This is a genomic window from Anaerobacillus alkaliphilus (genome assembly GCF_004116265.1).
In the GTDB taxonomy this organism is placed as follows: Bacteria; Bacillota; Bacilli; order Bacillales; family Anaerobacillaceae; genus Anaerobacillus; species Anaerobacillus alkaliphilus.
Genome location: NZ_QOUX01000001.1, coordinates 211,984 through 236,999, shown reverse-complemented (window position 1 = coordinate 236,999; position 25,016 = coordinate 211,984). Strand labels below are relative to the sequence as shown.

Sequence of the window (25,016 nt, the reverse complement as noted above, 5' to 3'; positions counted from 1 at the left end):
AGGACAGCCGGCGCTGTCCTTTCTTTGTTCGTATTTAGCTCGCTTTTTGCATTGTCATTGCTTTCTGAGCTTTAATACGTTGTATGTCTTTCATCATTAAGAATGAAGTGAATAATGCAATCGCTAGGAACGCAACAAAGATATAAAAGGTTGCATCATAACTATTTGTTGTTTCACGAATGTACGCTACCAATAACGGACCCATTACCCCAGCCATTGACCATGACGTTAAGATTAATCCGTGAATAGCACCAAGCTGTTTTGTCCCAAATAAATCACCAATGAATGCTGGTAATGCTGCAAATCCTCCGCCGTAAATTGTTAAAACTAAAAATATCAACACTTGGAAAACAAGCACATTTGTTATGTTAGGCAAGATTAAGAACGCAACTAATTGAATACTAAAGAAAATGGCGTAAATTCTATGTCTTCCAATAAAGTCTGACGCACTTGACCAAGCTATTCGGCCAGCTCCATTAAATAGCCCCATTAATGCCACCATACTTGCTGCAGCTACAGTAGTCATTCCTACTTTTTCTTGAGCCATTGGAGAGGCTACAGAAATTAACATTAAACCTGTTGAAATATTAATAAACATCATCACCCATAACAACCAAAAGCGCTTGGTTTTAGCTGCTTCTTTCGCTGTTAACTGTGCTAAGTCTTGTGTACCCTTAATATCATATTTTCCACCACTTACAGTCCCAGGTTCCATTCCTTTTGGCACCCATCCTTCTGGTGGTTTGGCAATATAGGATGCCCCCAGAAACATTAGGATAAAGTAAGCAACACCGAGAGTAAAGAATGTGTTTGATACACCGATCGTAACAATTAATCGTTCTGCGATTGGCGCCGTAATTAAAGCTCCTGCTCCAAAACCGAGTACAGCCATACCTGTTGCTAAACCTCGGCGATCAGGGAACCACTTTACTAAGGTAGAAACAGGTGAGATATACCCTAATCCTAGACCCATACCTCCTAATACCCCGAAAGTAAGATAAAATAATAGTAGGGATTCCATTAACACAGCCAAACCGGACCCTAAAATCCCCGAAGTAAACAAAGTTGCCGCTAGCAAAGCTGATTTCCTAGGACCTTGCTTTTCAACAAATTGACCAAACGCTGCTGCAGACATTCCTAAAAAGAAGATTGCAATTGTAAAAGCTAACGATACTTCGGTCTTTTGCCAGCCTAATGTTTCTAATGGCTTTACGTATACACTATACGCATAAGCTGATCCAATAGATAAGTGGATTGCCACTGCTGATAATGCGATTAACCAGCGATTTTTCATCATGTATTTCCCCTCTACGATATGATAACTAATGCTTCTTATTCGTCAGATGACCCGACGTTCAAAATCATTTTATATGTATACTTTAGCGGTAAAATTAGGTTTTGAAAATAAGATTTAGCAGGTTTTCATAAATTGTTAATGACTTTATGAATTTTATGTTCACATTTTCACATACGATTGCAATATTTTTCCTCTTACACAGTTGAGCTCTCTTCGATGAAACATTTTATCCAGTTAGCTAGCAAATACCGTGTGATTACCCTTTAATTTATCTTTTTTGGTTAGTATTACATTTCATATAATCTCTCGTAAGGGTAAGGATATTGTGTAAGGAGGGATTAAGATGCCAAATACAAATAAATTACTAGTACCTGGTATTGAACAAGCATTAGATCAAATGAAATACGAAATTGCCTCAGAGTTTGGAGTAAGATTAAATGCCGATGATACATCCCGTTCTAATGGTTCTGTAGGCGGAGAGATCACTAAGCGTCTTGTTCAGATGGCTGAACAACAGCTTAACGGTCAATAAGCCTATGACTCGGTATACTCAAACAAAACGCAAACATTTTCATAACGCAGCTTCTAAAAATAACATGACACCAACTGAAAGTGTTTATAACGAAGAAATTGCGGATGAAAATGTAGACATTGCAAAGGCTAAAAAAGACAATAAGCGCGTACCAAGAGGATAATACGAAAGAGGTGACAATAATACTGTCACCTCTTGTTACGTTTACTCAGCGTAATACATTAATGCCAAAGCACCTGGTCCGGTGTGAGTACTAATAATTGGTGTTGTGTCAACAATGTCAATCGCTTGGAAGCCTGTTGCTTCAGATAATGCTTTTTTGAGATCATTGGCTAACTCTAATGCATCTGCTTGGGCAATTCCAATTGCTTTAATGGTTTTATTAGCTGTTTCAGTTTCTAATTGTTTTGTTAGGAATTTAATTAATTGTACATATGTTCGAACCTTCGATACTGGAGTATAGACCCCGTCTGCAAGTGAAGCAATTGGTTTAATTTTTAATAGTGATCCTAGTAATGCTTTTCCTCTACCAATCCTTCCACCTTTTGCTAAGTATTCTAATGTATCGACCATAATATACAGCGATGAGTTTTCTCTTATCTTAGTTAGTTGTTCCGTAATTTCTGTTACAGTCTTACCAGCTTGAGCCAGTTTTGCTGCTTCAACAACTTGGAATCCAAGAGCACGGGAGATGAATTTCGAATCCACAACAGTTACTTTAGAGCTAGACATTTGCGCACCGCTTTGGGCCGAACCAAATGTACCACTCATCCCACTTGTTAGATGTATCGAAATAATCTCACTACCATCTGCCCCAAGACGGTCATAAGCTTCAGCAAACACACCAGCAGAAGGTTGTGATGTTCTAGGAATTTCTTTGGACTCTTTTAGCAATGATATGTATTCTTTTGCTGATACGTCTACACCATCAATATAGGACTTACCATCTACAGTAATGGTTAGAGGCACAACTTCTACACCTAACGCTTCTAAATCTTCTTTTGGAACATCAACTGTAGAATCGTTACGATTTTAACCTTACTCACATAAGCACCCCATTCTAATAGATTATTACATATTCTAGTAGTCTATATAATTATTTCTATCATACTAAAAAAAAATATCGAATGGAATTATTTACGTCTATCTTCTCCCGCGGACAAAAAAAAGAATCAGAGCAAAAAACGCGAGAGTTCCTTTGCTCTGATCCCTTATGTACTACTCTATTCCGCTTTCTTTAATGGCGTGCTCCCAACTAGGAAAGTAATGAAGGGCGCTTCGCATCAATTCTGGATGTGTTTTTTTTATCTTTTTCTTCGCTAAGGCTTCACCACTTGTATGTAATTGGTTAATTGAACTTATTACTTGATCAACACTCATATCCATTTCCATCTATACCACTCCTCCTTTCTTTGTTAATATTTCCATTTTTTCCAAAACTCAAAGAAGTATACAAACGAATAACCGAAAAAATGTAAAAATAAAGATAAAACTACACGAATGGTAGCGACTATGTTAAAATAACGTTTGTCTATTGTTGTAGAACGAGGAGGAAAAACGTTGAAACAAGTACCATTTATCGCTGTCGAAGGACCAATTGGCGTTGGTAAATCTTCTCTTGCAAGGGAAATTTCCAATTACTATCAATACACGCTACTTAATGAAATTGTTGAAGAAAATCCTTTTTTAGGGAACTTCTATAAAGACATTGACGAGTGGAGCTTTCAAACAGAAATGTTCTTCTTATGTAATCGGTATAAACAATTAGAAGATATTAAAAAATACCATTTAGCACAAGGCCAACCAGCGGTAGCCGATTATCATATTTTTAAAAATCAAATTTTCGCTGAGCGAACCTTACAAAGTCAACAGTATGAGAAATATAAAAAGATCTATTATATACTTACAGAAAATATGCCTGAGCCAAACTTAATCATTTATTTAAGAGCTAGTTTAGATACATTATTAGAACGTATCTCACTTAGAGGAAGAGATATTGAGAAAAACATAGATCCTGCTTATTTATTTCAACTCTCATCTGACTACGACAAGTTTATGGAAAAGTTTAGTAAGGATCACCCGAATGTCCCTGTGATAACGTTTGATGGTGATAAGATAGACTTCGTTAAAAATAAACAGCACCTAAAAACAATCTTTTCTGAAATAGATCAACATCTTTGTGTAAGTAACTAATTTATGGGAGTTGGAATACATGATTGAGACAACAATCAAAAACAATGCGTTAATCACACTAGCGGGTACAGTTGGTGTTGGTAAGTCAACATTAACTAGGAATCTAGCAAATGCTCTAGATTTTAAAGCATCCTTTGAAAAAGTAGATGGAAACCCTTATTTAGAGGACTATTATGCGAATTTTAAAAAGTGGTCCTTCCATCTACAAATCTACTTTTTAGCAGAAAGATTTAAACAACAGAAGGCGATGTTTGAAAGTGGCTACGGTTATGTTCAAGACCGCAGTATTTATGAAGATGTAGGCATCTTTGCAAAACTACAATACGATCAAGGAAATATGAGTGACCGTGATTTTGAAACCTACAGTTCACTTTTCGAAGCGATGACACTATCACCATACTTCCCTAAACCAGATGTGTTAATCTACTTGGACGGCTCTCTTGAAAAAATCTTAGAACGTGTGCATAGACGTGGCCGAAAAATGGAAACAGACACACCAGTAAAATTCTGGGAAGATCTATATGAACGCTACCAAAACTGGATTAATGAATTTACAATTTGCCCAATCCTAAGGTTAGATATTGAAACATACGACAGTCATGACCCTGAGTCAATTGCTGATATTATCAAAAAAATCGAGCACATGACAGCTAAAGAAGTAGTTCTTAAATAATTACAAGAAGAGGGTGCCCTAGGGACACCCTCTTTGTTATCTCGTAATCGACAATGCCAATTTAATATGAAAGTAGCTAATTTCTTCTGGTAATGCTTCTTTTAAAGGTTTTAACTTCTCGCCGCCTAGCTCTAAACGTTTTTCATGAATAAGTTCTTCAAATTCTTGAGGTAAAATTCTATTCCAATCTAACTCCAACCCTTCGATCGCTCCTTGGAGAAGGTGTTGCTCAATTGTCGTTTCTTTTAACTCTCTTTCGATTGAGATTTCATGAATGTTTTTTCCTTCTTTAAAAAGCTGTATCGTCATTAAATAACTAGGATCTTCATCTTTTTTCTTCATGACAGCCTCCTCTACCGTCTCCGTTGGTAGCAGCTGATTTTCTTCTTTAAATTGAAGGATGGCTTGAAGAAAGTTTTCTCCATACTTCGCAAACTTCATTTCCCCTACTCCTTTAACTTGAAGCATATCAGCCTTAGATTGAGGATAGAATTTGCACATTTCCTTTAAGGTCACATCTGAAAAGATGATATATGGTGGGAGTTTTTCTCTTTCAGCTAATTCTCTCCGAACCTGCCGAAGTATTTCAAATAATTCGGAGTGAACAGGCTCTTCTTTTTTCACTGGTTTAATTTTCTGTAGAACCTTCTCGCCATGCTTTAAGACAGATAGTGCATTTTCGGTTAATTTAACTGTGGGGTATTGACCCGTAGTTAGAGCTAAGTAGCCTTCAGCTATAAATAATTGGGTCATTTCACTAATTTCTTTTTCAGTTTTGTCTTTCATGATACCGTAGGTTGTTAATTGATCTAGCCCTAATTCTTTAATCCGCTTGTTATTCGAACCTCTTAACACCTGAGCAATTAAGGTAACGCCGAAACGTTCCTTCATTCTAACAACACACGAAAAGATTTTTAAAGCTTCTGTTGTGACATCAATCTCTGCCAAATCAGATTTGCAGTTTGAGCACTTCCCACATTCACTCGAGCTTTCATCACCAAAATAATTCACAATAAAAGTTTGCAAGCACTTGGTTGTATGGCAATAATCAACCATCGCTTGTAACTTGCTATACTCGTGTTCTTTACGGTCATCATACGAAGTGGACTGTTCAATTAAATATTTTTGTGTTTGTACATCTTTACTTGAGAATAATAATACACATTCACTATTTTCTCCATCTCGCCCAGCTCGTCCCGCTTCCTGATAGTATCCCTCCATACTTTTAGGTAACTGATAGTGAAGAACGTAACGGACATTTGACTTATCAATTCCCATACCAAATGCGTTTGTGGCAATGATAATTTTTTCATCGTCAAAAATAAATCGTTCCTGGTGATCATTTCGGATTGCTTCAGACATTCCTCCATGGTATGTTACCGTTTTGATACCATTTTTTTCTAGAAACCCGTGTAATTCTTCCACATCTTTTCTAGTAGCTGTATAAATAATGCCACTTTCACCTTTAAAATTATGAATAAAATCTAAGATATATTTTCGTTTATTTCCTGTCTTCACGACTGAAAAAGCCAAATTTTCTCTTTCATAACCAGAAACAAAGTCTTGGGGAGAATGTAACAACAGGCCTTTTTTTATATCTTCTGCCACTGTTTTCGTAGCTGTCGCTGTAAAAGCAGCAATGATAGGACGGGGTGAAAGCTGTTGGATTAACCGACCGATTTTTGCATAACTCGGGCGAAAATCATGACCCCACTGGGAAATACAGTGAGCCTCATCGACTGCTATTAAGCTGATTGGTAATTGTTGTAGAAAATTTAGAAATTGATTTGATTCCATTCTCTCAGGTGAAACATAAACCATTTTGTACATCCCTTGACTTATCTCGTCCATCATCATTACTTGATCACTTTGAGATACTGTACTGTTTATATAAACAGCTGGGACACCAATACTATTTAACGTATCAACTTGATCTTTCATTAATGAGATAAGTGGACTAATGACAATGGTTATGCCTTCTAATAACATCGCAGGTACTTGATAACAAATTGATTTCCCGCCACCTGTTGGCATGATGCAAAGTGCATCGCGTCCCTCTAGTATTGCATTTATAATTTCCTGTTGATTTCTCCTAAAGCTTGTATATCCGTAATATTTTTTTAAAATTGACAACGGTGTATATTCCGTTAATGATTTTTCTACCATATCTCCAACTCCGTAACAAAAAGTATCATTGTAACCATAACACAGAGAAAGCCTCAAATCTATAAATAGAAATGAACAAAAACGCGGATAATAGAAACGTTAGTACTTACTACATTAAGGGAGCTACGAACATGACAAAACGAAAAGCAAACCCTAGAAAAGAAGGAAAAAACAAGCATGGTGGTCACGTAAGTCCATTAGGAAATTCTCCACAACAAGAATTTGCTCGTGAGCCTTACGTTGAGGCTGGACAAGCTGGGAAACAAAGTAACGATAAACGTTAAAAAGAATGGCCATTCGGCCATTCCTTTACGTTTCTAACGCTTTCACATAAATCCCCTTATACGTCTGAATACACGCCGCTACACATAGACCACACCCATTACAGTTTTCCTCTGTAACCTTTGGTTTCCCGTCTACTAAAGACAAAGCATTACGACCAAAAGGACACGCTCGGATACAGTAATCACACATTGTACCTTTATGAGCTAAACAGTTGAATTCGAATATTTCAGCCACTCCAAGCTTTTCTTTGGGACCTATTTTCTCTAATGCGCCCGTTGGACAATGACTAATGCATTGATTACAAAATGTACAAGGAGACTCGTTCGGATTAATAAACGGTGTACCAGCTAGCTTAGCTCCGTAATCTACTGAGAATAAACCGATGGTTTTGGTTGGACAAACATCTGCACATGCACCACAACGGTTGCACGTAGCGAGAAACAACAGTTCATTACCTCCTGCACCAGGCGGACGAATAAAATTTCGCTCTTGCTCTATCGTAGCTCCGATGACTGCGCCTAAGAATTGAAAGGAAGAACGAAAATTTTCCTTAAGATACTGTCTACGGTTCATTTTCTCAATCATTAGTGGATCACTACCTGGTGTTGCATTGCATCATCGTCCTCAAAATTTGTGTAAGCAAGGCAGATCGTCACAATGCCATCAATCTCTTTAAATGCTTCTCCAATACGGTAGCTCTCATCAACCGAAGGGGCTTCAAGTGTTAAAATAATCTTAACCTCTTGTTCTACGTGATGAACCTCTACTCCAGGAAGCTTCTGTAGCTGCTCTATAACTGCGGCTGTTTTTCCTTTTACTGTGATTAGCATAAATCCTGATATGACCATGCTTACACCTCCGTTTTTATTATTTGTACTAATCGTTAAATGCTGCTTTTTCTTCTCCAGTATCTAACCCATGACATGTTACACAAACATACCTTGGTCCAACAATTCCTTTTGAACGGTCTTGATCAACAAAGTGATCAATAGGAATAACTCTAGCACCCATCGCTTCTGCATTTTCATGACACATTAAGCAGCTTGCACCCATAGTTTTCGGATTCCATCTACCGGCATGGTCTGGAGGTTGAAGTGTAGGCGCTGAAATCAGGACCATCGTTGCCGCTTCTGCTCTTTCTTGACTCAATTGTGGAATAGATACAGTTTTTGTAGCTGCCTTAGCAGTCTCTTGCTTTTGTTCTTGTTTTGCTGGCTCACTTGGTTTTGCCACCGTCTCACTACTTGAATCCTGGAAGAGAGTAACACCTACGACAATTGCAAAAATCAGTATTCCTAATGAGACTGCGAATAGAAAATAATTAGATTTTTTCATGGTAGTCCCTCCCTCTAAGCCTTAATAACTTTAACGGCACATTTTTTGTAATCAGGTTCTTTTGAAATTGGACAATAGGCATCCAGTGTTGCATTATTAATCATTGTTTCTTCAGCAAAGAATGGGACATATACTAAACCTCTTGGCGGCTTTCCGCGTCCTGTCGTGGTTGCCTTTACTTTCGTCTCACCACGGCGTGACCTTACAATTACCCAGTCCATGTCACTAATCCCTATTGCAGCAGCATCATCAGGATGCATTTCGCATAAAGCTTCTGGGTATGCTCGGTGCAGTTCTGGTACACGGCGAGTCATCGATCCACTATGCCAGTGCTCTAACACCCTTCCTGTACATAACCAGAATGGATACTCATCATCCGGAATTTCAGCTGCATCTTCAAATGGTCTAAAGAAGATTGTTGGTCGTTTGTCTGCTGATTTGTAGAAGCTAATATTCTTATATTTACCTACTTCACCAAACGTTTCCACGCCGACTTGATCAAACCCATCCTTTTGATCTCCATGTGCATAGCGCCATTTTGTTTCTAGCCATTCACCATTCACTTCACGAACCGGCCAGCGCATCCCATGTTGCTTTAAATATTCTTCATATGGGCCTAATTCTTTTGCACTCGTTTTTAACTTATACCCAAGTTCTTGAACAGAAGGATCTTTATGAAGATGTGGTGCAGAAAACAAACGATATTCTTCAAACATTCTTACGCAAACTTCATGTTCATCAATTAAATCATTTTTTTCATAATCCCAAATGTCCGGACCATACTTTCCAAAGACAACATCAAAGGCATCGTGCTCACCAATTTTCTTGCCTTCTAGCACGCGTTTTGCTACCTGAACCATCGCCCATAAATCCCACTTTGCCTCACCCGGTGGTTCTTGGCACTTTTCAAAAATCGAGTTACGACGTTCTGCATTTCCGAACATTCCTTCCCTCTCTACCCACATCGCTGCCGGAAAAACAACATTCGCCATTTCAGTTGATCTCGTTGGGTAAACTTCAGAAACTACAATAAAGCCGTCGATAACACCTTTTCCATCTGTATCAATCCCACGGAAACGATTTGTTTTTGGTAACGTTTGTCCCCAGTTATTGGACATACTCCAAAGGAATTTAACATTTCCAAGGCCAAGCTGTCTGAACATGGCAATCGTGTGAAGACCTGGCTTTTCAATGGCATCTAAATAGCCCTCAGGTAAATTCCAAATCATCTCACTAAAGCGTCGGTGTTCAGGGTTATTTACCACTAAATCTGCAGGTAAACGGTGAGCGAATACTCCAACTTCACGAGCAGTTCCACAAGCGCTTGGTTGACCTGTTAATGAGAATGGTCCACTACCTGGCTGACTAATCTTTCCAGATAATAGATGGACATCATAAATTAAATTATTCATCCACGTCCCACGTGTATGCTGGTTTACCCCCATCGTCCATGTCGACATAATCTTCTTATTTGGATTCGCGAACTCTTTTGCTAGTGCCTCTAAATCTTCAGCCGCAACACCTGATAGTTCCGATACATATTCAAATGTATAAACTGAAACCATTTCCTTAAATTCATCAAAGGTAATTGGCCAAGAATCATTTACCTTTTGACCAATCTCACTCTTATCATATCCGTCATCAATCGAATGACCTAAGTTTTCCTGACCTGCTTTAAATTGGCAGTGCTCTTCAACAAACTGCTTATCATACGAGTCAGTTTCAATTAAATAGTTGATAATACAATTGGCAATCGCCAAATCGGTTTGTGGTCTAAAAACCATTACTTTATCAGCTGTTTCAGAAGTACGAGTGTGATAGGTGGTTAAATCATAGTGCTTAACGTTAGGGTCCGATAGTTTTCTTGCAGTTAAGCGAGAATACAAGACTGGGTGCATTTCTGCCATATTGGCTCCCCACGTAACAAAAACATCCGCCATGTCTAGATCATCATAACAGCCCATTGGCTCATCTGATTGGAACGTTGACATAAAACCAGTTACAGCACTCGCCATACATAATCTTGCATTAGGATCAATATTATTATTCTGTAAACCAACCTTCCATAGCTTTACAGACGCATACCCTTCATGGATTGTTTGCTGTCCTGATCCCCAAAATGCAATCGAATTAGGATCTGTATCATGAGCTTCTTTAATTTTGCTAGCTACTAAGTCTAGGGCCTCTTCCCAAGATGCCTCACGGAACCCTTCCATCGTTCCTTTTTTACTATTGTCTTCCCGAATTAATGGTTTTGTTAAGCGATCTTTTCCAAATAGGATCTTACCTAGATAATATCCTTTAATACAGTTTAAACCACGATTTGACCGGTTATCAGGGTCACCTTTTACGGCGATAACTTTATTTTCTTTAACTCCCACTAACACCCCACAGCCTGTTCCGCAATAACGGCAAACAGAAGTCTTCCACTCATCTGGTTCGATTGATTGAGCTTCTACTTCAACAGGATCTTTTTCTGGTTCTTTTGTCTCTGGTGTAGCAACTTCTTTTTGGGTACAGCCTGCCGCAATCATTGCTGATGAAATTGCTGCAGCTTTTAGCAAGCTTCTACGAGTTAATTCCATGATAACTTTTCCCCCTTACCTCTTTTGGAATTTCCATTTGTTGCTCTAGTTCAAGTATGGTGCGATACTTAGAGGAATTTATTTCAACTTAATTTCATTTTACCTTTTGAAAAGTAGAAGAAATGTGATGGAAATCACTTTTATTTGTGATATCTTTATGAACGCAAGGCAAAAAAGAACTGCTATAGCAGTTCCTAGAAATACTATATTTAGTTGGATTGACCTTCTAATTACTTTACTATTCATTCGGAGCATAATTTAATGGGTTATAGAATTTACGATGACAGAAGAAGCGCGTGGTTATTAATGTAGTCGCTATAAGCTCGGATTTGAACAACATTCTCCTAACTTATGGTAAAGTCATTCGCAATAACCCCGGTATTATACAAGATTCTCCTAACTTATGGTAAAGTCAGTCACAATAACCCCGGTATTAAACAAGATTCTCCTAATCATTGGTAAAGTTAGTCACACTACGCTCGGTATTAAACAGCATTCTCCTAACTTATGGTAAAGTCAGTCACAATAAGCTTGGTATTAAACAGAATTTCCCTAAATAATGGTAAATTCAGTCACAATAAGCTCTGTATTAAACAAAATTCTCCTAACTTATGGTAAAGTCAGTCACAATAAGCTCGGTATTAAACAAAATTCTCCTAACTTATGGTAAAGTCAGTCACAATAAGCTCGGTATTAAACAACCTTCTCCTAACTTATGGTAAAGCCAGTCACAATAAGCTCTGTAGCAAACAATACTTTTCATAATTAATGGAAAACCCAGTCGAAATAAGTCCTAAAATTGTAAAAGTAGTATAGGAACGATCTTCTTAGCCCTGAAAAAATTAAAAAACCGGCTAAATTTAGCCGGTTCTCGCTTTTACTTTTAACTTAAGATTGATTTTCTAATTCACGTTCTCTTTTTCTTTTTCGACGGAAAACGATTGTTGATAGAACAATACTTACCTCATAGAGGAAAATTAAAGGGATAATGACCAACACGTCTGAAATAAAATCAGGTGGTGATATTAACACTGAAATCACAACAATAAAGAAGAACGCATATTTACGGTTTTTTATCATACCTTTTGGTGTGACAATCCCTAAGCTTGTTAGGAACATAACGACTAGAGGCATTTCGAAAAGAATACTGAATGGAATCGTCATTCGTAAAACGAATTGAAAGTACTTGTCAGTTGTAAACATCATTTGAAACATGTCTCCACCTAAACTGAAGAGAAAGTTCAACACTAATGGTAATACAACGAAATATCCGAAAGACAATCCTGCCACAAATAAGAACAAAGATGCTGGAATGTAAGTGAGCGTTACTACTTGTTCTCTTCTAGTTAAAGCTGGCTTAACAAATAGCCATATTTGAAAAATAATTACTGGTACTGTTAAGGCCAGAGCAATTACTCCTGATAATAAAAAGTAGACATAGATTATGTCCATTGGACCTAGGACAGTTAATGGCATGTCCAAATCCTTGACGAACCAGTCATAGATATCCTTTACAAATATAAAGCTGGCGATAAAAAAGACGATAAATGCTCCTAAGATAATAATGATGCGCTTACGTAATTCATCTAAGTGATCAAGAACATTCATACTTTGATCAGACATACTTTGATCAGTCATACTTCACGGCTCCTTAAACAACATAAAAAGATGCAAGACGGATAAAACAAATCTCACATCTTTACCAATTATCCTTTAAACATACTACTATATAGTTACGTTTAGTTCTTTGTTTTTGATTTTGGTTTTTCGTCTTCGAATTCTTCTACAACATCTTTCGTTAGCTCACGAGTTGATGATTTAAACTCTCTTAATGTTTGGCCAACCGCTTTACCTAACTCCGGTAATTTTTTTGGTCCAAAGATAATTAATGCAATAACAAGAATTAAAACTAAACCCGGAATTCCGATGTTTGTCAACATTGCTGTACCCCCTATAGTAAATATTTTTGATATTTACTTTATTTCTTTCTTCACTAGTATACATGATGCAATTCATATATTCTACTCTAGTATGGAGAATAACATTCTAATTTTTTGTCACATTTAAAGCAATTCCAACATTTACAAGAACATCATCTATAGAAATACCATCTCCATAATCGATCCCCTCTGTTAATGGTGGCACCGCTAGCTTATTTACCTCCGTTTGATGTTTGGTAAAAACTATTAGTGCTTTATCCATTATTAGTTCTTCTTCTTTACTTTCTTTTGGATAACTTACGACATAAACTTCAGATAAATCGCGTGCGTATTTTATCGTAGGTTCTTGTTTTAAGAAGAACAAGTAGAAAACGCTCCCCCACACTACTAGAAAAGCTGAGATTGCGATACTTAATACTAGCCATTGTTTCATTTTATTTGATCCTTCCTATTTCTCCATTGCTAGACTCATAGTATACTATACTATATGGCACATCATACTTACAGTAGAAAAAAGGTGATACATTGTACTTATTCATAATCAATAATCAATCAGGTAAAGGTGCAAAAGTTTGGAAGAAGACATTGCCAATCTTACAGAGTAAGGAAGTCAATTACAAGGCTTTCTTTATTACGAAACCAGAAGATTTATTACATATTGAAACGAAACTAATGAAAGAAACTATAAAGGCGATTGTAATTATTGGCGGAGATGGCTCAATACATCACGCTTTGAAATTTGTTGAGAATACAGAAATTCCTATAGGGATTATACCTGCTGGATCAGGAAACGATTTTGCTCGGGCATTAAAAATCCCTCATAAAAGTTCAGAAGCACTTAATCTTATTTTAAGAGGACATACTAAAAAAATTGACATGATTAAAGTGGATGACAAGCCTTGCGCCACAGTGGTAGGAATTGGCTTTGATGCTAAAGTTGCCGAGCTTGCAAACCGTTCTAAAATAAAAAAATGGCTTAATTTCATTAAGTTAGGAAAATTAGCTTATATCTATGGTGTATTAAAAGGGGTCTTCTCTTATCAATCAACGGAGATGACTATACATGTTGATGGAATAGAAAAAACATACAGCCATGTTTGGTTGATTGCTTTAGCTAACACCCCATATTATGGTGGTGGTCTTAAAATTAGTCCTGAAGCTAATTACACAGACGGAACCTTAAACATTTGTATTGTTCATTCATTGTCTCGTTTAGAGCTGCTTTTATTTTTCCCTTTAGTTTTCTTAGGGAAACATACACTTCATCCTTCTGTAGAAATGATTAGTGGAAAAGAAATAGAGATTTCATCTACTAGTTCAGTACCTATTCAAGCAGATGGTGAGCCATTAGGAAGTACTCCAACCTTTATTACAATTAAAAACAGAGAACTTCACGTTATCGTTTAAATAGTACAAAAAAGCACTCGATTATCTAATCAAGTGCTTTTTCTTACGACATCCATTTTGGTGGTGTATTTTTGTCCCAGTAAATATCACCTAAATCATAATGTTGTTCAAATTGGTCTTCTAATAGGTGATAATGAAAATTAAAAGAATGTCCTTCACGAGGGTGATTTACTCGACGAACATGAAAACGAGCAATGTCTGTGCCTGTTTCTTCGTTAAAGATATGAAAGATTTTTTCTCCATAACCCTGAGAAGGTCTTTCAGTGACTTCAAACCTTACAAGTTCTTCACCATTCACTTCGCTTGCTAAATCACGAATTACCTCTTCAATTTTTGGTAAAATCACTTCTAAGAACTCATCACCTACAACGTTTGAAATCTTCGGTCCAAACTTTTGTAAGGATTGAACTTTCGCTTGTTCAGATGCATAGGTAATAAATTGTTCACGAACATCTATCGATTCTTCTGTCGAAGTGACAGTATCATTTGTTTGAATTCTAGGTTGACTCGGAAGTGATTGTTTCTCTTCTTTAACCAGTAACTCTTGGTCTGAAGCTTCAGCATCAAGGTAGGTCGGAGGAATAAACATCCCGAACGTCATAAAAGTAATTAAGACTACAGAAAGTTTGGTTAGCCAAAGTCTCATATGTAAACGCCCCTTATCACATTTATCATACTTTTCTATTATTTTACCATAACTAAACTAAAAGTCTATGAAAGTATTAAGAACAATTTGTAAACTGGTTCTTTATGAACAGCTTAAAGCCTCTCTAACACAGACTGTTGCTTGTTTTCTCCACGTTGACTAAAATTAGGGCTTTGATTACTTATAACTTTTCCAATCAAGATTACTTTCGTTTAGAAGTTCTTCAAATGACTTATTTTTTTCTTTTTCTAATCGACGTTGTCTCTCCTGTTCCCTTACCTCTTCTTCTTTTCTTTGTTCTTCCTCTTTTAATGATTTACTCGTCGCTTTCAACTTAGCTAAAATATCTGAACTAATTCGTTCATTAAGATGGATCGTTCCATCATCAACTTTTTTTTGTTGCTTACGTTTCATCTTGTCACCTTCTTTTTTTATTTGATTACCTTTTCAGAAAAATATTGGCACAGCTTTTCTATCATTAATTTAAACAATTTGTACAAGATAATCAATACATGGAAACGAATATCCTCCGTAAAGAGGTGAGACTTATGGTGTTTATTATCTTTTTACTTGTTGCAGCTATTACCGTATTTGCGGCAACTAAATTATCAACATATGCAGATGTCATTAGCGCAAAGACGGCTGTTGGCGGAATGCTGATTGGTTCCATGCTATTAGCTGGTGCCACTTCACTCCCAGAAATAACAACAAGTTATACTGCTGTCATGCTAAATAATCCTGATCTTGCTGTAGGAAGTCTCTTAGGAAGTAATTTATTTAATCTTGTTATCCTTGCATTTTTAGACCTTTACTTCCGTAAAGATCAGGTTTTTGAACGAGTTTGGACACAGCACCGTTACACAATTGGAATAGGTATCACTTTGATGTTTCTTATCTTATTTTCCCTACGCCTGGATGTTATGTTTATCGTGTTAGGAATAGGACTAGATACATTTGTTATTCTTGGTGGATACATCATCGGAATGATTATCATGTCTAGACTGAAGCAAACGTCAAAAACCGATGACACAGAACCTGAAAGAGAAGAACCACTACCTGAATTAACAGCAAGAACTGCCATGATCAGGTTTGGCGTCACAGCGCTGATCATCTTGATAACGGGTTCAATTTTAACAATTGCAGGTGACAGAATTGCAGTTATAACAGGTTTAGGTGCAAGCTTTGTAGGAAGCTTTCTCATCGCAGCCTCTACATCTTTACCAGAAGCTGTTGCATGCTTTGTGGCCTGTAAGTTACGAAATTTCAATTTAGCAATTGGGTCAATCTTAGGTAGTAATTTATTCAACATATTAATTTTATGCGGTACAGATATTTTTTACCGACAAGGTCCGTTATTGGTTCATGTCGAACCTGTCCATGAATTAACCACATCCTTAGTCATCTGTCTGTATTTCATTACGTTCTATTTACTTGTCCGAGTTAAACCCAAGACAAGCTTTAATTACTCAATTCCATCTCTACTGATCATTTTTTCCTATTTCATCACTAGCTACTACATTTTTATTTATTCATAAACTTGGAAAAGTCGCTTGACTTTTCCTATTTGTCTTGAAGCTGCAGTTAATTCATTATATAATTCAGGTGAAAAATAGCGAGAAAAGCGCAAGGCGCCCGCTTATCGGCGACAAGCAAATGTTCTGTCCGGTAAAAAGTGTGCACTTTCACTTTTTTATCGGACAGGTTATTTGACCTCGAGCCAAGAACATCTTTGACTTACCTCTCGGATCTTTGCGACGAGTAACCGCAGGAGCAGATCGCGCCTGGAGCTAGACAGAGAATTGAAACTTATTCTTTACATAAACGTATGAATACTAAGAGATATTTGGAGGGAATGACATGGAAAATAAAAATACATTTAAAATAGACATAGACGAGAAGGTAAAAGAGTATTTCAAACCGTTAAACAATGAAGAAGATGTTAACCGACTGTTAGAAAGGTTAAACGGACTAGGAACTGAAGCACAAAAAAGTGCTGGCGAGTCATTAGAAGCATTAAAACGGCCAGTTAAAGACATGATGGATCAGCCCAATAATGAGCTACCTAAAAATCTGCTTCGCCTGAGAGAAATTGTGTCAGAGCTTGAACCTAGTCACCTGAAGAAGGGCCAAGTCCAAAGTATGATCGACCGTTTATTAAGAAGAAATCCAATGGAGCAATACGCGAGGAAATACAAAACCGTAGAATCTCAAGTGGACAATATTATTGGTGCATTACTTGTCGGAAAGGATAAACTCCAAGAAGATACGGTTATGCTGCATCAACTAAAGGAAGTTGCTTTTGCTAGAATTAACGGGTTAAATGAACAAATTGAAGTGGGTAAAAAGCTGAACAGCATGCTCGAGGAGAAAATGACAGATGAGGAATGGACGGACAGAAAACCTGCTTTATTGAAAGGGCAGCAAAAAGTCATCTCTCGAATTAAAAACATGTCTCAAGCCGTATTAGTATTACAACAGTCTTTAGCTAGCGTTGATTTAATCGTCGAAAATAATGAAAAGCTAGAAGAGGCTATTTTTAATGCAATTACAATGACTAAAAATATTATTACGGTAACAGCTTCTATTCAATTAGCTTTAGGTAATCAAAAAACTGTCATTGACGCTGTGAAAAATGTAAACGAAGCAACGGAAGCAATGCTATTATCAAATGCCCAAATGTTGAAATCAAATACGGAAGAAACGTTAAAGATGTTAGAAGAGCCTTCAATTGCCATTGAAACGTTCCGAAAAGCTTACGAAGATGTTTATTCTGCGATAAAACTAACGGAAAGTTCAAACGAACGAATTATCGAAAGTGGCAAAAAGTTCATTCTTGAACTCGATGAACTAAACACTCAAATAAAACAAAAGCTTTTAGATTAACTAGTGAGGAGCGTTCCGTATGCCCTTATTTTCTAGACTTTTTGAAATTCCATTTTTTGAAAGCCTCTTACCTGACAGGCTGAAACCTGTGAAGGATGAGTATATTTCAGATCAATACAGCCAGTCTCTCTTTTCCGATACTGAAAAATTTATAGATGATATTATTAACCTGTCTGAGATGGAAAGAATTAACCGCGTATTCAAACGTAAAACGACTCAATTTAAAATTCTTTTAAAAATTAAAAAAAAGCGGATGAGATTAGATTTTAGTGATCAACGAGGCTCAGAAGCGCCAATTAAGAAACGGATCATCATTGACATTTACCGAAAAATCTACAAATCAAATCAAGGTGTGGGGAAGGTCGTCGAAGCGACTATATACTACACTTATCAAGGACAATCTGTGATACGTTCTGTCAAACGCTCACCTTATTTACAAGGCATTTTTTATAAACTTGATATGTTAGATGACGCACTTATCGGGCGATTAGTAAAAAGCAATGAACATGAGGTACGACCACAAGCAATCAATAGTGCACCTACCGAAAAACAAGAGGAATTACGGAACTTACTAGTTGAGATGAAACGGATTTCTAATCATAATCATGCCCTTGCCGTTGACCCACTCCTGGAAAACCGATTAACTAAAGTAGTTCAACAAATTGAAAAAGTCACACCTGACTTTCACCTACTTGATATTGAAGATCGTCATATGATTAAGCGTATACTCAAAGAAGACCTGCCAAATTTGCTTCATTCCTATGTATCCCTAACACCTTTTCAGCAGCTCGAACAAAAGGAAAATGTCTTTGTTGCTATCTCTCGGATTGAATTAAAGATTATTAAAATTGTTAACCAAATGGAAAAAGCAAAACTTGAACGAATGGAACATTTGTTAAGATTAAATAAAGTACGATACGATGACTAAGAAGTCTCTTGATGAAATTTTTTTGTATCGAAATTAAAAAAGGGTTAAATGAAGACATTGTCCTCATTTAACCTGTTTGTTTTATTAAACCATTATTTTACAAATATCGTTTGTAAACTCTAATGGATCCTGAAGTGGTAAGCCTTCTATTAGCAATGCTTGATTAAATAGTAATTTTGTATAGAGTGACAATTTATCTTTGTCGCTTGCAAAAGAGTCTTTTAACGCTGCAAACACTTCATGATTTGGATTAATTTCTAGTACTTTATCTGCTTTAATGTTTTGGTTATCTGGCATCGCTTGAAGAATTTTCTCCATCTCAATCGTAACTTCACCATCAGTGGACAAGCAAACTGGATGAGATTTTAAGCGTTTTGAAATTCGAACATCCTTCACTTTATCAGTTAAGATGTTCTTCATTGCATCTAATAACTCTTTGTTCTCATGATCATCTGTTTCATTCTCTTTGCTAGCCTCTTCATCAATACCTAAATTCCCGCTTGAAACAGACTTGAATTCCTTTTCTTGATATGCCGTAAGCATTTTAATTGCAAACTCATCTATATCATCAGTAAAGTACAGAATTTCATAGCCTTTTTCGGTCACGACCTCTGTTTGTGGTAAGCGATCAATACGCTCAATAGATTCGCCTGATGCGTAATAAATATACTTCTGCTCTTCTGGCATTCTTGAAACATATTCATCTAACGTAACTAACTTCTTCTCTTTTGAAGAATAGAACATTAATAAATCTTGAAGCTCATCTTTGTTCATGCCAAAGTCATTATATACACCAAACTTTAATTGTCTACCGAACGACTCGAAGAACTGTACATACATTTCACGTTCGTTTTTTAATAGGGTTTGAAGTTGGCTCTTAATCTTACTTTTGATATTTTTTGCAATCATTTTCAGCTGACGATCATGCTGTAACATTTCTCTTGAGATGTTGAGAGAAAGATCTTCTGAGTCAACCATCCCTTTAACAAAACTAAAATAATCTGGGAGTAAGTCTGCACACTTATTCATAATTAACACGCCACTTGAGTAGAGCTCTAAGCCTTTCTCAAAATCTTTTGAGTAGTAATCAAAAGGCGTTTTTTCAGGAATAAAAAGAATTGCATTATAACGAATCGTTCCATCTACACTAATGTGAATATGTTTGATTGGTTTATCATAGCCATAGTGCTTCTCAGCGTAGAAGTTTTCATAGTCTTCTGTTGTCAGCTCGTTTTTGTTTTTTCTCCAGATCGGAACCATACTATTAATCGTTTGTTCCTCCTGGTAATCTTCAAACTCACTTTCATTGTCTTCTTTTGGTCGACGACCCGTTACATCCATTTTAATTGGATAGCGGATAAAGTCTGAATACTTTTTAACAATCCCTTTTAGTCGATACTCTTCTAAAAATTCATCGTAAGACTCATCTTCTGTATTCTCTTTTATCTTCATGATAATTTCTGTTCCAACAGTTTCTTTCTCACAAGGTACAATTGTGTAGCCTTCTGCACCTTCTGATTCCCACTTGTACGCCTCTTCACTTCCAAGTGCCTTACTAATAACCGTTACGACATCGGCAACCATAAATGCAGAATAAAAGCCTACGCCAAACTGACCAATAATATCATGGCCATCTTTCAGTTCATTTTCTTTTTTAAAAGCAAATGAACCACTTTTTGCGATTGTACCAAGATTGTTTTCCAGATCTTCTTTTGTCATCCCTATTCCAGTATCACTAATGGTTAATAGACGATTTTCTTTGTCAGCAACGACCTTTATGTAGTAACTATCTTTATCAAATGTTAGGTTTTCATCTGTTAATGCTCTGTAATAGATTTTGTCAATAGCATCACTAGCATTAGAAATTAATTCTCGTAGGAAAATCTCTTTTTGAGTGTAAATTGAGTTAATCATCATTTCTAGCAACCGTTTTGATTCGGCTTTAAACTCTGTTTTTGACATGACAATCTCTCTCCTTTTTTTGTTTATTTATGTAAGATATACAAATTAGCACTCTGTTCTACCGAGTGCTAATTCCCATTATTTATTTACCATATTCTTTTTTTTATGTCAATAGACTTGCTACGAAAAATCATACACTACCCCTGTTAATGTCTCTGACACTTCCCAAAGCTTATCCATTGTTTCTTCATTGTATACAGTTTTTGCAGGTGTTTCGATAGCAGGGTTACCAGCTCTGTTTCCACAACCATCTGGCCCAATGTACTCGCCGCCTTTTAGTGTCTCTTCAGTGGCTGCGTAGATGGTAGGTTGAACACCCATTTCAACCCTTTGGAAGAAAAATTTAAGAAGCCGTTTCAAAATGTTTAAATCCTTTTTACCAATCTTAAATAAATTGGTCGAAGTAATACCTGGGTGACATGCGACACTAATCGTGTTAACCCCATGTTGTTTCAACCGCTGGTCAAGCTCTTTAGCGAATAATAGATTCGCTAATTTACTTTGTCCGTAAAACTTCATTGACTTATAACCTTTTGAGCCATCTAGATTATCAAAATAAATGGAAGCTCCTCTATGTGCAATGCTACTTAGTGTTACAACCCGAGATTTTGGCGTTTTCTTAAGTAGTGGTAATAATAATCCAGTTAACGCAAAATGTCCTAAATGATTACTGCCGAATTGCAGTTCAAAGCCATCTACTGTTTTTTCATAAGGTGGAGCCATTACGCCAGCATTATTAACTAAGATATCTAATGAAGAAAATCTACTTATAAATTCTGTTGAAAATGCACGAACACTTTCAAGATCAGAGAGATCTAACTTCATTACTTCAACTTTTGCTCCTTTGTTTGCTTGACGAATTGACTTTACAGCTTCTTCACCTTTCTGTAAATTCCGAACAGCCAGTATAACGTGAGCTTCTCTATTTGAGAAAATTTTTGCTGCTTCCAAACCAATTCCGCTATTGGCTCCTGTAATGATAATTGTTTTATTAGACACTATAGCACCTCAGTTCTTTACACTAACATAATTACTATATTATAGCATAGTTACTAGAGGTACAAAGGCTTTAACACCGTGTTTACTAGGAGTGCCTACTATTCACTTTCCTATTTACTAGGATATACATAAGGATCTTTAGGCTTTCTTATCAACTGCCACTTTGCATCACTTATAATAGGTACACTACCATGATGATTATGACTGATCACATCGAGTTTCCCTTGAACTCTAATCCAAGCGTTTTCTTCTAAATCAGTATGATCTAGATGAACTAAAATTCCTATTACACTTGCATCAGCTACACAATGAGTAACTAAAAATCTAGCAATTACCCAATAATTCTCACCTAATGTCTCATCTCTTAAAGCAAATCCTTCTAGTTGAACTGTTTTCCCCTTAAATAAAGTTGGATTTTTCGTTATGATATTTAAGTGAGAAGTAAACCTTGTAGAGTCTAAGATGATTGCTGTACTATGTAACAACTCCTGCTCATCGCTAGTACTTGTATGCGACAGTTGTGAATGAAAATGAGTATCCTCACAACTGGATGGATCTAGTTCTTCCTGCATAGTTCCTGGAAGATATACTCCTCTTTTCATGGCAATGGTGGCGTCTAGTTCTTTTCCCGGCAATAAAAAACCTGTAAGAAGTGGAATGATGATAATAGCATAAGAAAGCAGTGTCTTAATAGATAGGCTTTGACTATAGCCATCTTCGTGGTTGCATCCCCAAGGTCCACAATTACTATGGTCTACCACCTCAATTGAGCGATCTCTCCATATCCTTGGGACTTGAATAAAAAATAAAAACAAGAACAGAACAGAAGCTATTTGACTAAACAAAACATATTCTGGGTTTATAAATCTTACAATCTCTCCGGTATGATGTAGCATAAAGATGAACGCAGAAAAAAGTAGTAAGATAAGTGCTCTCAATGCTTGTGCCCAATGGAAATTCATTACTTTCCCTCCTATATAAAACGATGGAAAATCATTAAACTTCCAAAAACGACGAACGTAATGATTGTCATTAAGACAATGACAAAACGGAATTTAAAGATACTCATCATCATGATTGTGTTTTTTAAATCTAGCATTGGTCCATAAATTAAAAAAGCTAATAGTGAGGTCTGAGGAAATAAATGTTTAAAAGATGCAGCGATAAACGCATCAGCTTCCGAGCATAGAGATAATAAATAGGCTAACCCCATCATGACAAATGTCGCTGCTACAATCCCATCACCTAATCCTAACATCGCTTTCGTGGAGATAAAGGTTTGGACAAATGCAGCTAACAGTGCACCAAGCACTAAATACTTACCCATACTAAAAAATTCATCAATGGCGTGTTGGAACATATGTTTAAACCTTTCAGCTAATGATGGTTTAGATACATACATTTCTTTGCTTAGTTCTTGCCCCTTTTTTAACTGATTCCCTTTAAATAACAAACTGATTACAAAAGCAATAACTAATGCAATGATAAAACCTAGCACCATTCGTAAGATAGCCATTCTCAGATCTTCTCCAAAGGCCATATAAGTTGAAAAGGTTACAATCGGGTTTATGAGTGGGCCAGTTAATAAAAACCCAACCCCAGCAAAAATTGGCATACCTTTGGCAACTAGACGTCGAACAATCGGTACAATTCCGCACTCACAGGCAGGAAATAATGCACCTACGATGCAACTTACGATGACTGCTAGAAAACGATTTTTCGGAATAAACTTCTTCAGTTGCTCCTCAGAAACAAATACTTGAATGATACCAGCAATGAACACACCAATTAGAACAAATGGAATCGCCTCTATTAAGATGCTTATAAAAATGGTATTAAACATCAATAAAGATGCAGGAATAAATACAATTCCAGCGGAAATTCCTTCACTTACTTTCATGAAATATATAACTAAAATAAAAATGAGAAAAGCGGTTATCTCTACTAAATTTACCTGAATTTGTCGTAACATGATCTTCCCCCAAACGATATTCATAGTAGGAATATATGCGGACAAACTTAGAAAAGACCGACAAAACATAATTATTACGTTTTGGTCAAAATAAAAAGGCCTAAGCCTTTTTATTTCACTACTAAACATTGCTCCCATTCTCTTTTGATGTTTGCTTCATCTAAATTAATCCCAATTAAAACTAGATAATAATCGCCCTCATAATTCGTTGCTTCCCAAGTTGTTCGTTTTATCACTGATTGCATCAGAAGTGTTTGATCCTTTATAGGTACATACCCTTTCGCTCGAAGCAAGTTAGGCTGCCATTTTTTTAAGAACTTTTCAATAACTTTAGTAGAAGTTACTTGTTTAATAGGTATCGAAATTGTGTTAATTCTTGAAAAAGAACTGTTTTGATTATGATGATGGTGGTGATGTACAGCTTTTTCTTTCCCAATCCTTATCATCATTGTCTTTCTTTTCACTGGCTTTAAATTGACATAGAGAGAATCTACGTCAATGTCACTATAGGAAGTATAATAAATCGGTGATGAGCCATTGTGCTTTTTAATCATCTTTTCAATTTTTTCTTTTTTAGAACTCGTAATTAAGTCTATCTTATTCATAACTAACATATCGGCTACTTCGATTTGTCGGCGGTTTGTTTCAACAATTACTTTATCTGCTGCAAGGATGCTATTATATTCTAAGATATTTTCAGAGTCTAATATCGTAATGATCTTTTCAACATATAACTTATCAATTAGCTGTGGCTCAGTAATTGAGTCAACAACCTCCTCAGGATTTGCAACCCCCGTTAACTCAATAAAAACAACATCTGGGTTTTGGATGAGTAAATTTTCAATACAACTTACTACTTCATTTTTTTTGCTACAACAAATACACCCATCTAATAGTTTTTCAAGAATATCATTACTACCTTCACTAATAATCTGACCATCTGTATCTGTACTGCCTAATTCATTCATTAAAATTGCTGGTTTTAAACCCTTTTTATGACTGGCCAGTAACATTCGTTTTAGCAATGTTGTCTTACCGCTACCTAGAAAACCACTTAAAATAAACACTGGAACTCTTGACATATAATCACCCCGAAACAAAAATTTCAACCTCTTTCATTACTATAGTTGAATTAAGTCGGAATTATTACTATTTAGATCTATGTCTATGAAAAAAGTTTCCAGACAATACTGGAAACTCAAACTACAAATTT

The 25,016-nt window shown here is 36.4% G+C and carries 27 protein-coding genes; 9 read left to right on the top strand and 18 right to left on the bottom strand.

The genetic code is table 11. The features are described 5' to 3' along the window. Positions 1–34 precede the first annotated feature (34 nt). Positions 35–1,297 (bottom strand): L-lactate MFS transporter, encoded by a 1,263-nt coding sequence (locus DS745_RS01240; protein ID WP_129076388.1) that lies wholly within the window; start codon positions 1,295–1,297, stop codon positions 35–37. A 343-nt stretch (positions 1,298–1,640) separates the two neighbouring features. On the opposite strand from DS745_RS01240, the gene DS745_RS01235 reads away from it, so the two are divergent. After that, entirely contained in the window at positions 1,641–1,829 is a 189-nt protein-coding gene (locus tag DS745_RS01235) for an alpha/beta-type small acid-soluble spore protein (protein ID WP_129076387.1), read from the top strand. Positions 1,830–1,833: 4 nt separating this feature from the next. Next, a complete protein-coding gene (locus DS745_RS24835) occupies positions 1,834–1,992 on the top strand; it encodes a hypothetical protein (protein WP_196121171.1) in 159 nt (52 codons plus the stop codon). Between the two features lie 41 nt (positions 1,993–2,033). Here the strand turns inward: DS745_RS24835 and DS745_RS01230 are convergent, their stop codons facing one another. Further along, a complete protein-coding gene (locus tag DS745_RS01230) occupies positions 2,034–2,798 on the bottom strand; it encodes a DegV family protein (protein ID WP_421721797.1) in 765 nt (254 codons plus the stop codon). A 249-nt stretch (positions 2,799–3,047) separates the two neighbouring features. Continuing rightward, a complete protein-coding gene (locus tag DS745_RS24830) occupies positions 3,048–3,221 on the bottom strand; it encodes a hypothetical protein (RefSeq protein WP_196121170.1) in 174 nt (57 codons plus the stop codon). Between the two features lie 168 nt (positions 3,222–3,389). Here DS745_RS24830 and DS745_RS01225 point away from each other — a divergent pair, with 168 nt between their 5' ends. Both DS745_RS01225 and DS745_RS01220 read left to right on the top strand, forming a co-directional pair. Continuing rightward, a complete protein-coding gene (locus tag DS745_RS01225; protein ID WP_129076386.1) occupies positions 3,390–4,022 on the top strand; it encodes a deoxynucleoside kinase in 633 nt (210 codons plus the stop codon). 19 nt (positions 4,023–4,041) lie between these two features. Next, positions 4,042–4,695 carry a deoxynucleoside kinase gene (locus DS745_RS01220; RefSeq protein WP_129076385.1) on the top strand — a complete coding sequence of 218 codons (654 nt, stop codon included), beginning with the start codon at positions 4,042–4,044 and terminating at the stop codon, positions 4,693–4,695. Between the two features lie 36 nt (positions 4,696–4,731). On the opposite strand, the gene recQ is transcribed toward DS745_RS01220, so the two are convergent. Beyond that, entirely contained in the window at positions 4,732–6,861 is a 2,130-nt protein-coding gene (recQ, locus tag DS745_RS01215; protein ID WP_129076384.1) for a DNA helicase RecQ, read from the bottom strand. Between the two features lie 131 nt (positions 6,862–6,992). On the opposite strand from recQ, the gene DS745_RS24410 reads away from it, so the two are divergent. Then, the gene (locus tag DS745_RS24410; RefSeq protein WP_161568135.1) at positions 6,993–7,145 is read left to right on the top strand and encodes a hypothetical protein; all 153 of its coding nucleotides are present in this window, start codon (positions 6,993–6,995) and stop codon (positions 7,143–7,145) included. 25 nt (positions 7,146–7,170) lie between these two features. On the opposite strand, the gene DS745_RS01210 is transcribed toward DS745_RS24410, so the two are convergent. The 7 genes from DS745_RS01210 to DS745_RS01180 all read right to left on the bottom strand — a co-directional run bounded on the left by DS745_RS01210 (position 7,171) and on the right by DS745_RS01180 (position 13,439). Beyond that, a complete protein-coding gene (locus DS745_RS01210) occupies positions 7,171–7,731 on the bottom strand; it encodes a 4Fe-4S dicluster domain-containing protein (RefSeq protein WP_129076383.1) in 561 nt (186 codons plus the stop codon). Next, positions 7,731–7,994, bottom strand: a complete 264-nt coding sequence (locus DS745_RS01205) for a chaperone NapD (RefSeq protein WP_129076382.1) — start codon at positions 7,992–7,994, stop codon at positions 7,731–7,733. The genes DS745_RS01210 and DS745_RS01205 overlap by 1 nt, the downstream gene beginning before the upstream one ends. A 28-nt stretch (positions 7,995–8,022) precedes the next feature. Then, positions 8,023–8,481 (bottom strand): nitrate reductase cytochrome c-type subunit, encoded by a 459-nt coding sequence (locus tag DS745_RS01200; RefSeq protein WP_129076381.1) that lies wholly within the window; start codon positions 8,479–8,481, stop codon positions 8,023–8,025. Between the two features lie 14 nt (positions 8,482–8,495). Then, entirely contained in the window at positions 8,496–11,066 is a 2,571-nt protein-coding gene (napA, locus tag DS745_RS01195) for a nitrate reductase catalytic subunit NapA (protein ID WP_129076380.1), read from the bottom strand. A gap of 888 nt (positions 11,067–11,954) precedes the next feature. Beyond that, positions 11,955–12,704: a twin-arginine translocase subunit TatC gene (gene tatC / locus DS745_RS01190; protein WP_241657683.1), complete on the bottom strand. Its 750-nt coding sequence runs from the start codon at positions 12,702–12,704 to the stop codon at positions 11,955–11,957. 101 nt (positions 12,705–12,805) lie between these two features. Further along, the gene (locus DS745_RS01185) at positions 12,806–13,006 is read right to left on the bottom strand and encodes a twin-arginine translocase TatA/TatE family subunit (RefSeq protein WP_129076379.1); all 201 of its coding nucleotides are present in this window, start codon (positions 13,004–13,006) and stop codon (positions 12,806–12,808) included. A gap of 106 nt (positions 13,007–13,112) precedes the next feature. Beyond that, on the bottom strand, positions 13,113–13,439 hold the full coding sequence (locus tag DS745_RS01180; RefSeq protein WP_129076378.1) for a hypothetical protein: 327 nt from the start codon (positions 13,437–13,439) through the stop codon (positions 13,113–13,115). 92 nt (positions 13,440–13,531) lie between these two features. On the opposite strand from DS745_RS01180, the gene DS745_RS01175 reads away from it, so the two are divergent. Further along, positions 13,532–14,413: a diacylglycerol/lipid kinase family protein gene (locus DS745_RS01175; RefSeq protein ID WP_129076377.1), complete on the top strand. Its 882-nt coding sequence runs from the start codon at positions 13,532–13,534 to the stop codon at positions 14,411–14,413. 43 nt (positions 14,414–14,456) lie between these two features. Here the strand turns inward: DS745_RS01175 and DS745_RS01170 are convergent, their stop codons facing one another. Continuing rightward, the gene (locus tag DS745_RS01170; RefSeq protein WP_129076376.1) at positions 14,457–15,059 is read right to left on the bottom strand and encodes a YpjP family protein; all 603 of its coding nucleotides are present in this window, start codon (positions 15,057–15,059) and stop codon (positions 14,457–14,459) included. 177 nt (positions 15,060–15,236) lie between these two features. Beyond that, entirely contained in the window at positions 15,237–15,473 is a 237-nt protein-coding gene (locus DS745_RS01165) for a YqkE family protein (RefSeq protein WP_129076375.1), read from the bottom strand. Positions 15,474–15,607: 134 nt separating this feature from the next. Here DS745_RS01165 and DS745_RS01160 point away from each other — a divergent pair, with 134 nt between their 5' ends. The 3 genes from DS745_RS01160 (at position 15,608) to DS745_RS01150 (ending at position 18,870) form a co-directional block, all read left to right on the top strand. Then, on the top strand, positions 15,608–16,594 hold the full coding sequence (locus DS745_RS01160) for a sodium:calcium antiporter (protein WP_129076374.1): 987 nt from the start codon (positions 15,608–15,610) through the stop codon (positions 16,592–16,594). A 322-nt stretch (positions 16,595–16,916) separates the two neighbouring features. Continuing rightward, positions 16,917–17,942, top strand: a complete 1,026-nt coding sequence (locus DS745_RS01155; protein ID WP_129076373.1) for a toxic anion resistance protein — start codon at positions 16,917–16,919, stop codon at positions 17,940–17,942. Positions 17,943–17,961: 19 nt separating this feature from the next. Beyond that, positions 17,962–18,870, top strand: a complete 909-nt coding sequence (locus tag DS745_RS01150; protein ID WP_129076372.1) for a hypothetical protein — start codon at positions 17,962–17,964, stop codon at positions 18,868–18,870. An 84-nt stretch (positions 18,871–18,954) separates the two neighbouring features. Here DS745_RS01150 and htpG read toward each other — a convergent pair whose 3' ends face one another. The 5 genes from htpG to DS745_RS01125 form a co-directional block, all read right to left on the bottom strand. Further along, positions 18,955–20,832 carry a molecular chaperone HtpG gene (gene htpG / locus DS745_RS01145; protein WP_129076371.1) on the bottom strand — a complete coding sequence of 626 codons (1,878 nt, stop codon included), beginning with the start codon at positions 20,830–20,832 and terminating at the stop codon, positions 18,955–18,957. Between the two features lie 120 nt (positions 20,833–20,952). Next, positions 20,953–21,834 carry an oxidoreductase gene (locus DS745_RS01140; RefSeq protein ID WP_129076370.1) on the bottom strand — a complete coding sequence of 294 codons (882 nt, stop codon included), beginning with the start codon at positions 21,832–21,834 and terminating at the stop codon, positions 20,953–20,955. 107 nt (positions 21,835–21,941) lie between these two features. Next, positions 21,942–22,793, bottom strand: a complete 852-nt coding sequence (locus DS745_RS01135; protein ID WP_129076369.1) for a TIGR03943 family putative permease subunit — start codon at positions 22,791–22,793, stop codon at positions 21,942–21,944. A gap of 11 nt (positions 22,794–22,804) precedes the next feature. Continuing rightward, positions 22,805–23,803, bottom strand: a complete 999-nt coding sequence (locus DS745_RS01130; protein ID WP_129076368.1) for a permease — start codon at positions 23,801–23,803, stop codon at positions 22,805–22,807. Between the two features lie 110 nt (positions 23,804–23,913). Beyond that, on the bottom strand, positions 23,914–24,885 hold the full coding sequence (locus DS745_RS01125; RefSeq protein WP_129076367.1) for a CobW family GTP-binding protein: 972 nt from the start codon (positions 24,883–24,885) through the stop codon (positions 23,914–23,916). Between the last annotated feature and the right edge of the window lie 131 nt (positions 24,886–25,016).

Coding starts and splice junctions, on each gene's coding strand:
- DS745_RS01240 (WP_129076388.1), bottom strand. CDS start 1,297: ATGATGAAAAATCGCTGGTTAATCGCATTATCAGCAGTGGCAATCCAC.
- DS745_RS01235 (WP_129076387.1), top strand. CDS start 1,641: ATGCCAAATACAAATAAATTACTAGTACCTGGTATTGAACAAGCATTA.
- DS745_RS24835 (WP_196121171.1), top strand. CDS start 1,834: ATGACTCGGTATACTCAAACAAAACGCAAACATTTTCATAACGCAGCT.
- DS745_RS24830 (WP_196121170.1), bottom strand. CDS start 3,221: ATGGAAATGGATATGAGTGTTGATCAAGTAATAAGTTCAATTAACCAA.
- DS745_RS01220 (WP_129076385.1), top strand. CDS start 4,042: ATGATTGAGACAACAATCAAAAACAATGCGTTAATCACACTAGCGGGT.
- recQ (WP_129076384.1), bottom strand. CDS start 6,861: ATGGTAGAAAAATCATTAACGGAATATACACCGTTGTCAATTTTAAAA.
- DS745_RS24410 (WP_161568135.1), top strand. CDS start 6,993: ATGACAAAACGAAAAGCAAACCCTAGAAAAGAAGGAAAAAACAAGCAT.
- DS745_RS01210 (WP_129076383.1), bottom strand. CDS start 7,731: ATGATTGAGAAAATGAACCGTAGACAGTATCTTAAGGAAAATTTTCGT.
- DS745_RS01205 (WP_129076382.1), bottom strand. CDS start 7,994: ATGGTCATATCAGGATTTATGCTAATCACAGTAAAAGGAAAAACAGCC.
- DS745_RS01200 (WP_129076381.1), bottom strand. CDS start 8,481: ATGAAAAAATCTAATTATTTTCTATTCGCAGTCTCATTAGGAATACTG.
- napA (WP_129076380.1), bottom strand. CDS start 11,066: ATGGAATTAACTCGTAGAAGCTTGCTAAAAGCTGCAGCAATTTCATCA.
- tatC (WP_241657683.1), bottom strand. CDS start 12,704: ATGACTGATCAAAGTATGTCTGATCAAAGTATGAATGTTCTTGATCAC.
- DS745_RS01185 (WP_129076379.1), bottom strand. CDS start 13,006: ATGTTGACAAACATCGGAATTCCGGGTTTAGTTTTAATTCTTGTTATT.
- DS745_RS01180 (WP_129076378.1), bottom strand. CDS start 13,439: ATGAAACAATGGCTAGTATTAAGTATCGCAATCTCAGCTTTTCTAGTA.
- DS745_RS01170 (WP_129076376.1), bottom strand. CDS start 15,059: ATGAGACTTTGGCTAACCAAACTTTCTGTAGTCTTAATTACTTTTATG.
- DS745_RS01165 (WP_129076375.1), bottom strand. CDS start 15,473: ATGAAACGTAAGCAACAAAAAAAAGTTGATGATGGAACGATCCATCTT.
- DS745_RS01160 (WP_129076374.1), top strand. CDS start 15,608: ATGGTGTTTATTATCTTTTTACTTGTTGCAGCTATTACCGTATTTGCG.
- DS745_RS01155 (WP_129076373.1), top strand. CDS start 16,917: ATGGAAAATAAAAATACATTTAAAATAGACATAGACGAGAAGGTAAAA.
- DS745_RS01150 (WP_129076372.1), top strand. CDS start 17,962: ATGCCCTTATTTTCTAGACTTTTTGAAATTCCATTTTTTGAAAGCCTC.
- htpG (WP_129076371.1), bottom strand. CDS start 20,832: ATGTCAAAAACAGAGTTTAAAGCCGAATCAAAACGGTTGCTAGAAATG.
- DS745_RS01135 (WP_129076369.1), bottom strand. CDS start 22,793: ATGAATTTCCATTGGGCACAAGCATTGAGAGCACTTATCTTACTACTT.
- DS745_RS01130 (WP_129076368.1), bottom strand. CDS start 23,803: ATGTTACGACAAATTCAGGTAAATTTAGTAGAGATAACCGCTTTTCTC.
- DS745_RS01125 (WP_129076367.1), bottom strand. CDS start 24,885: ATGTCAAGAGTTCCAGTGTTTATTTTAAGTGGTTTTCTAGGTAGCGGT.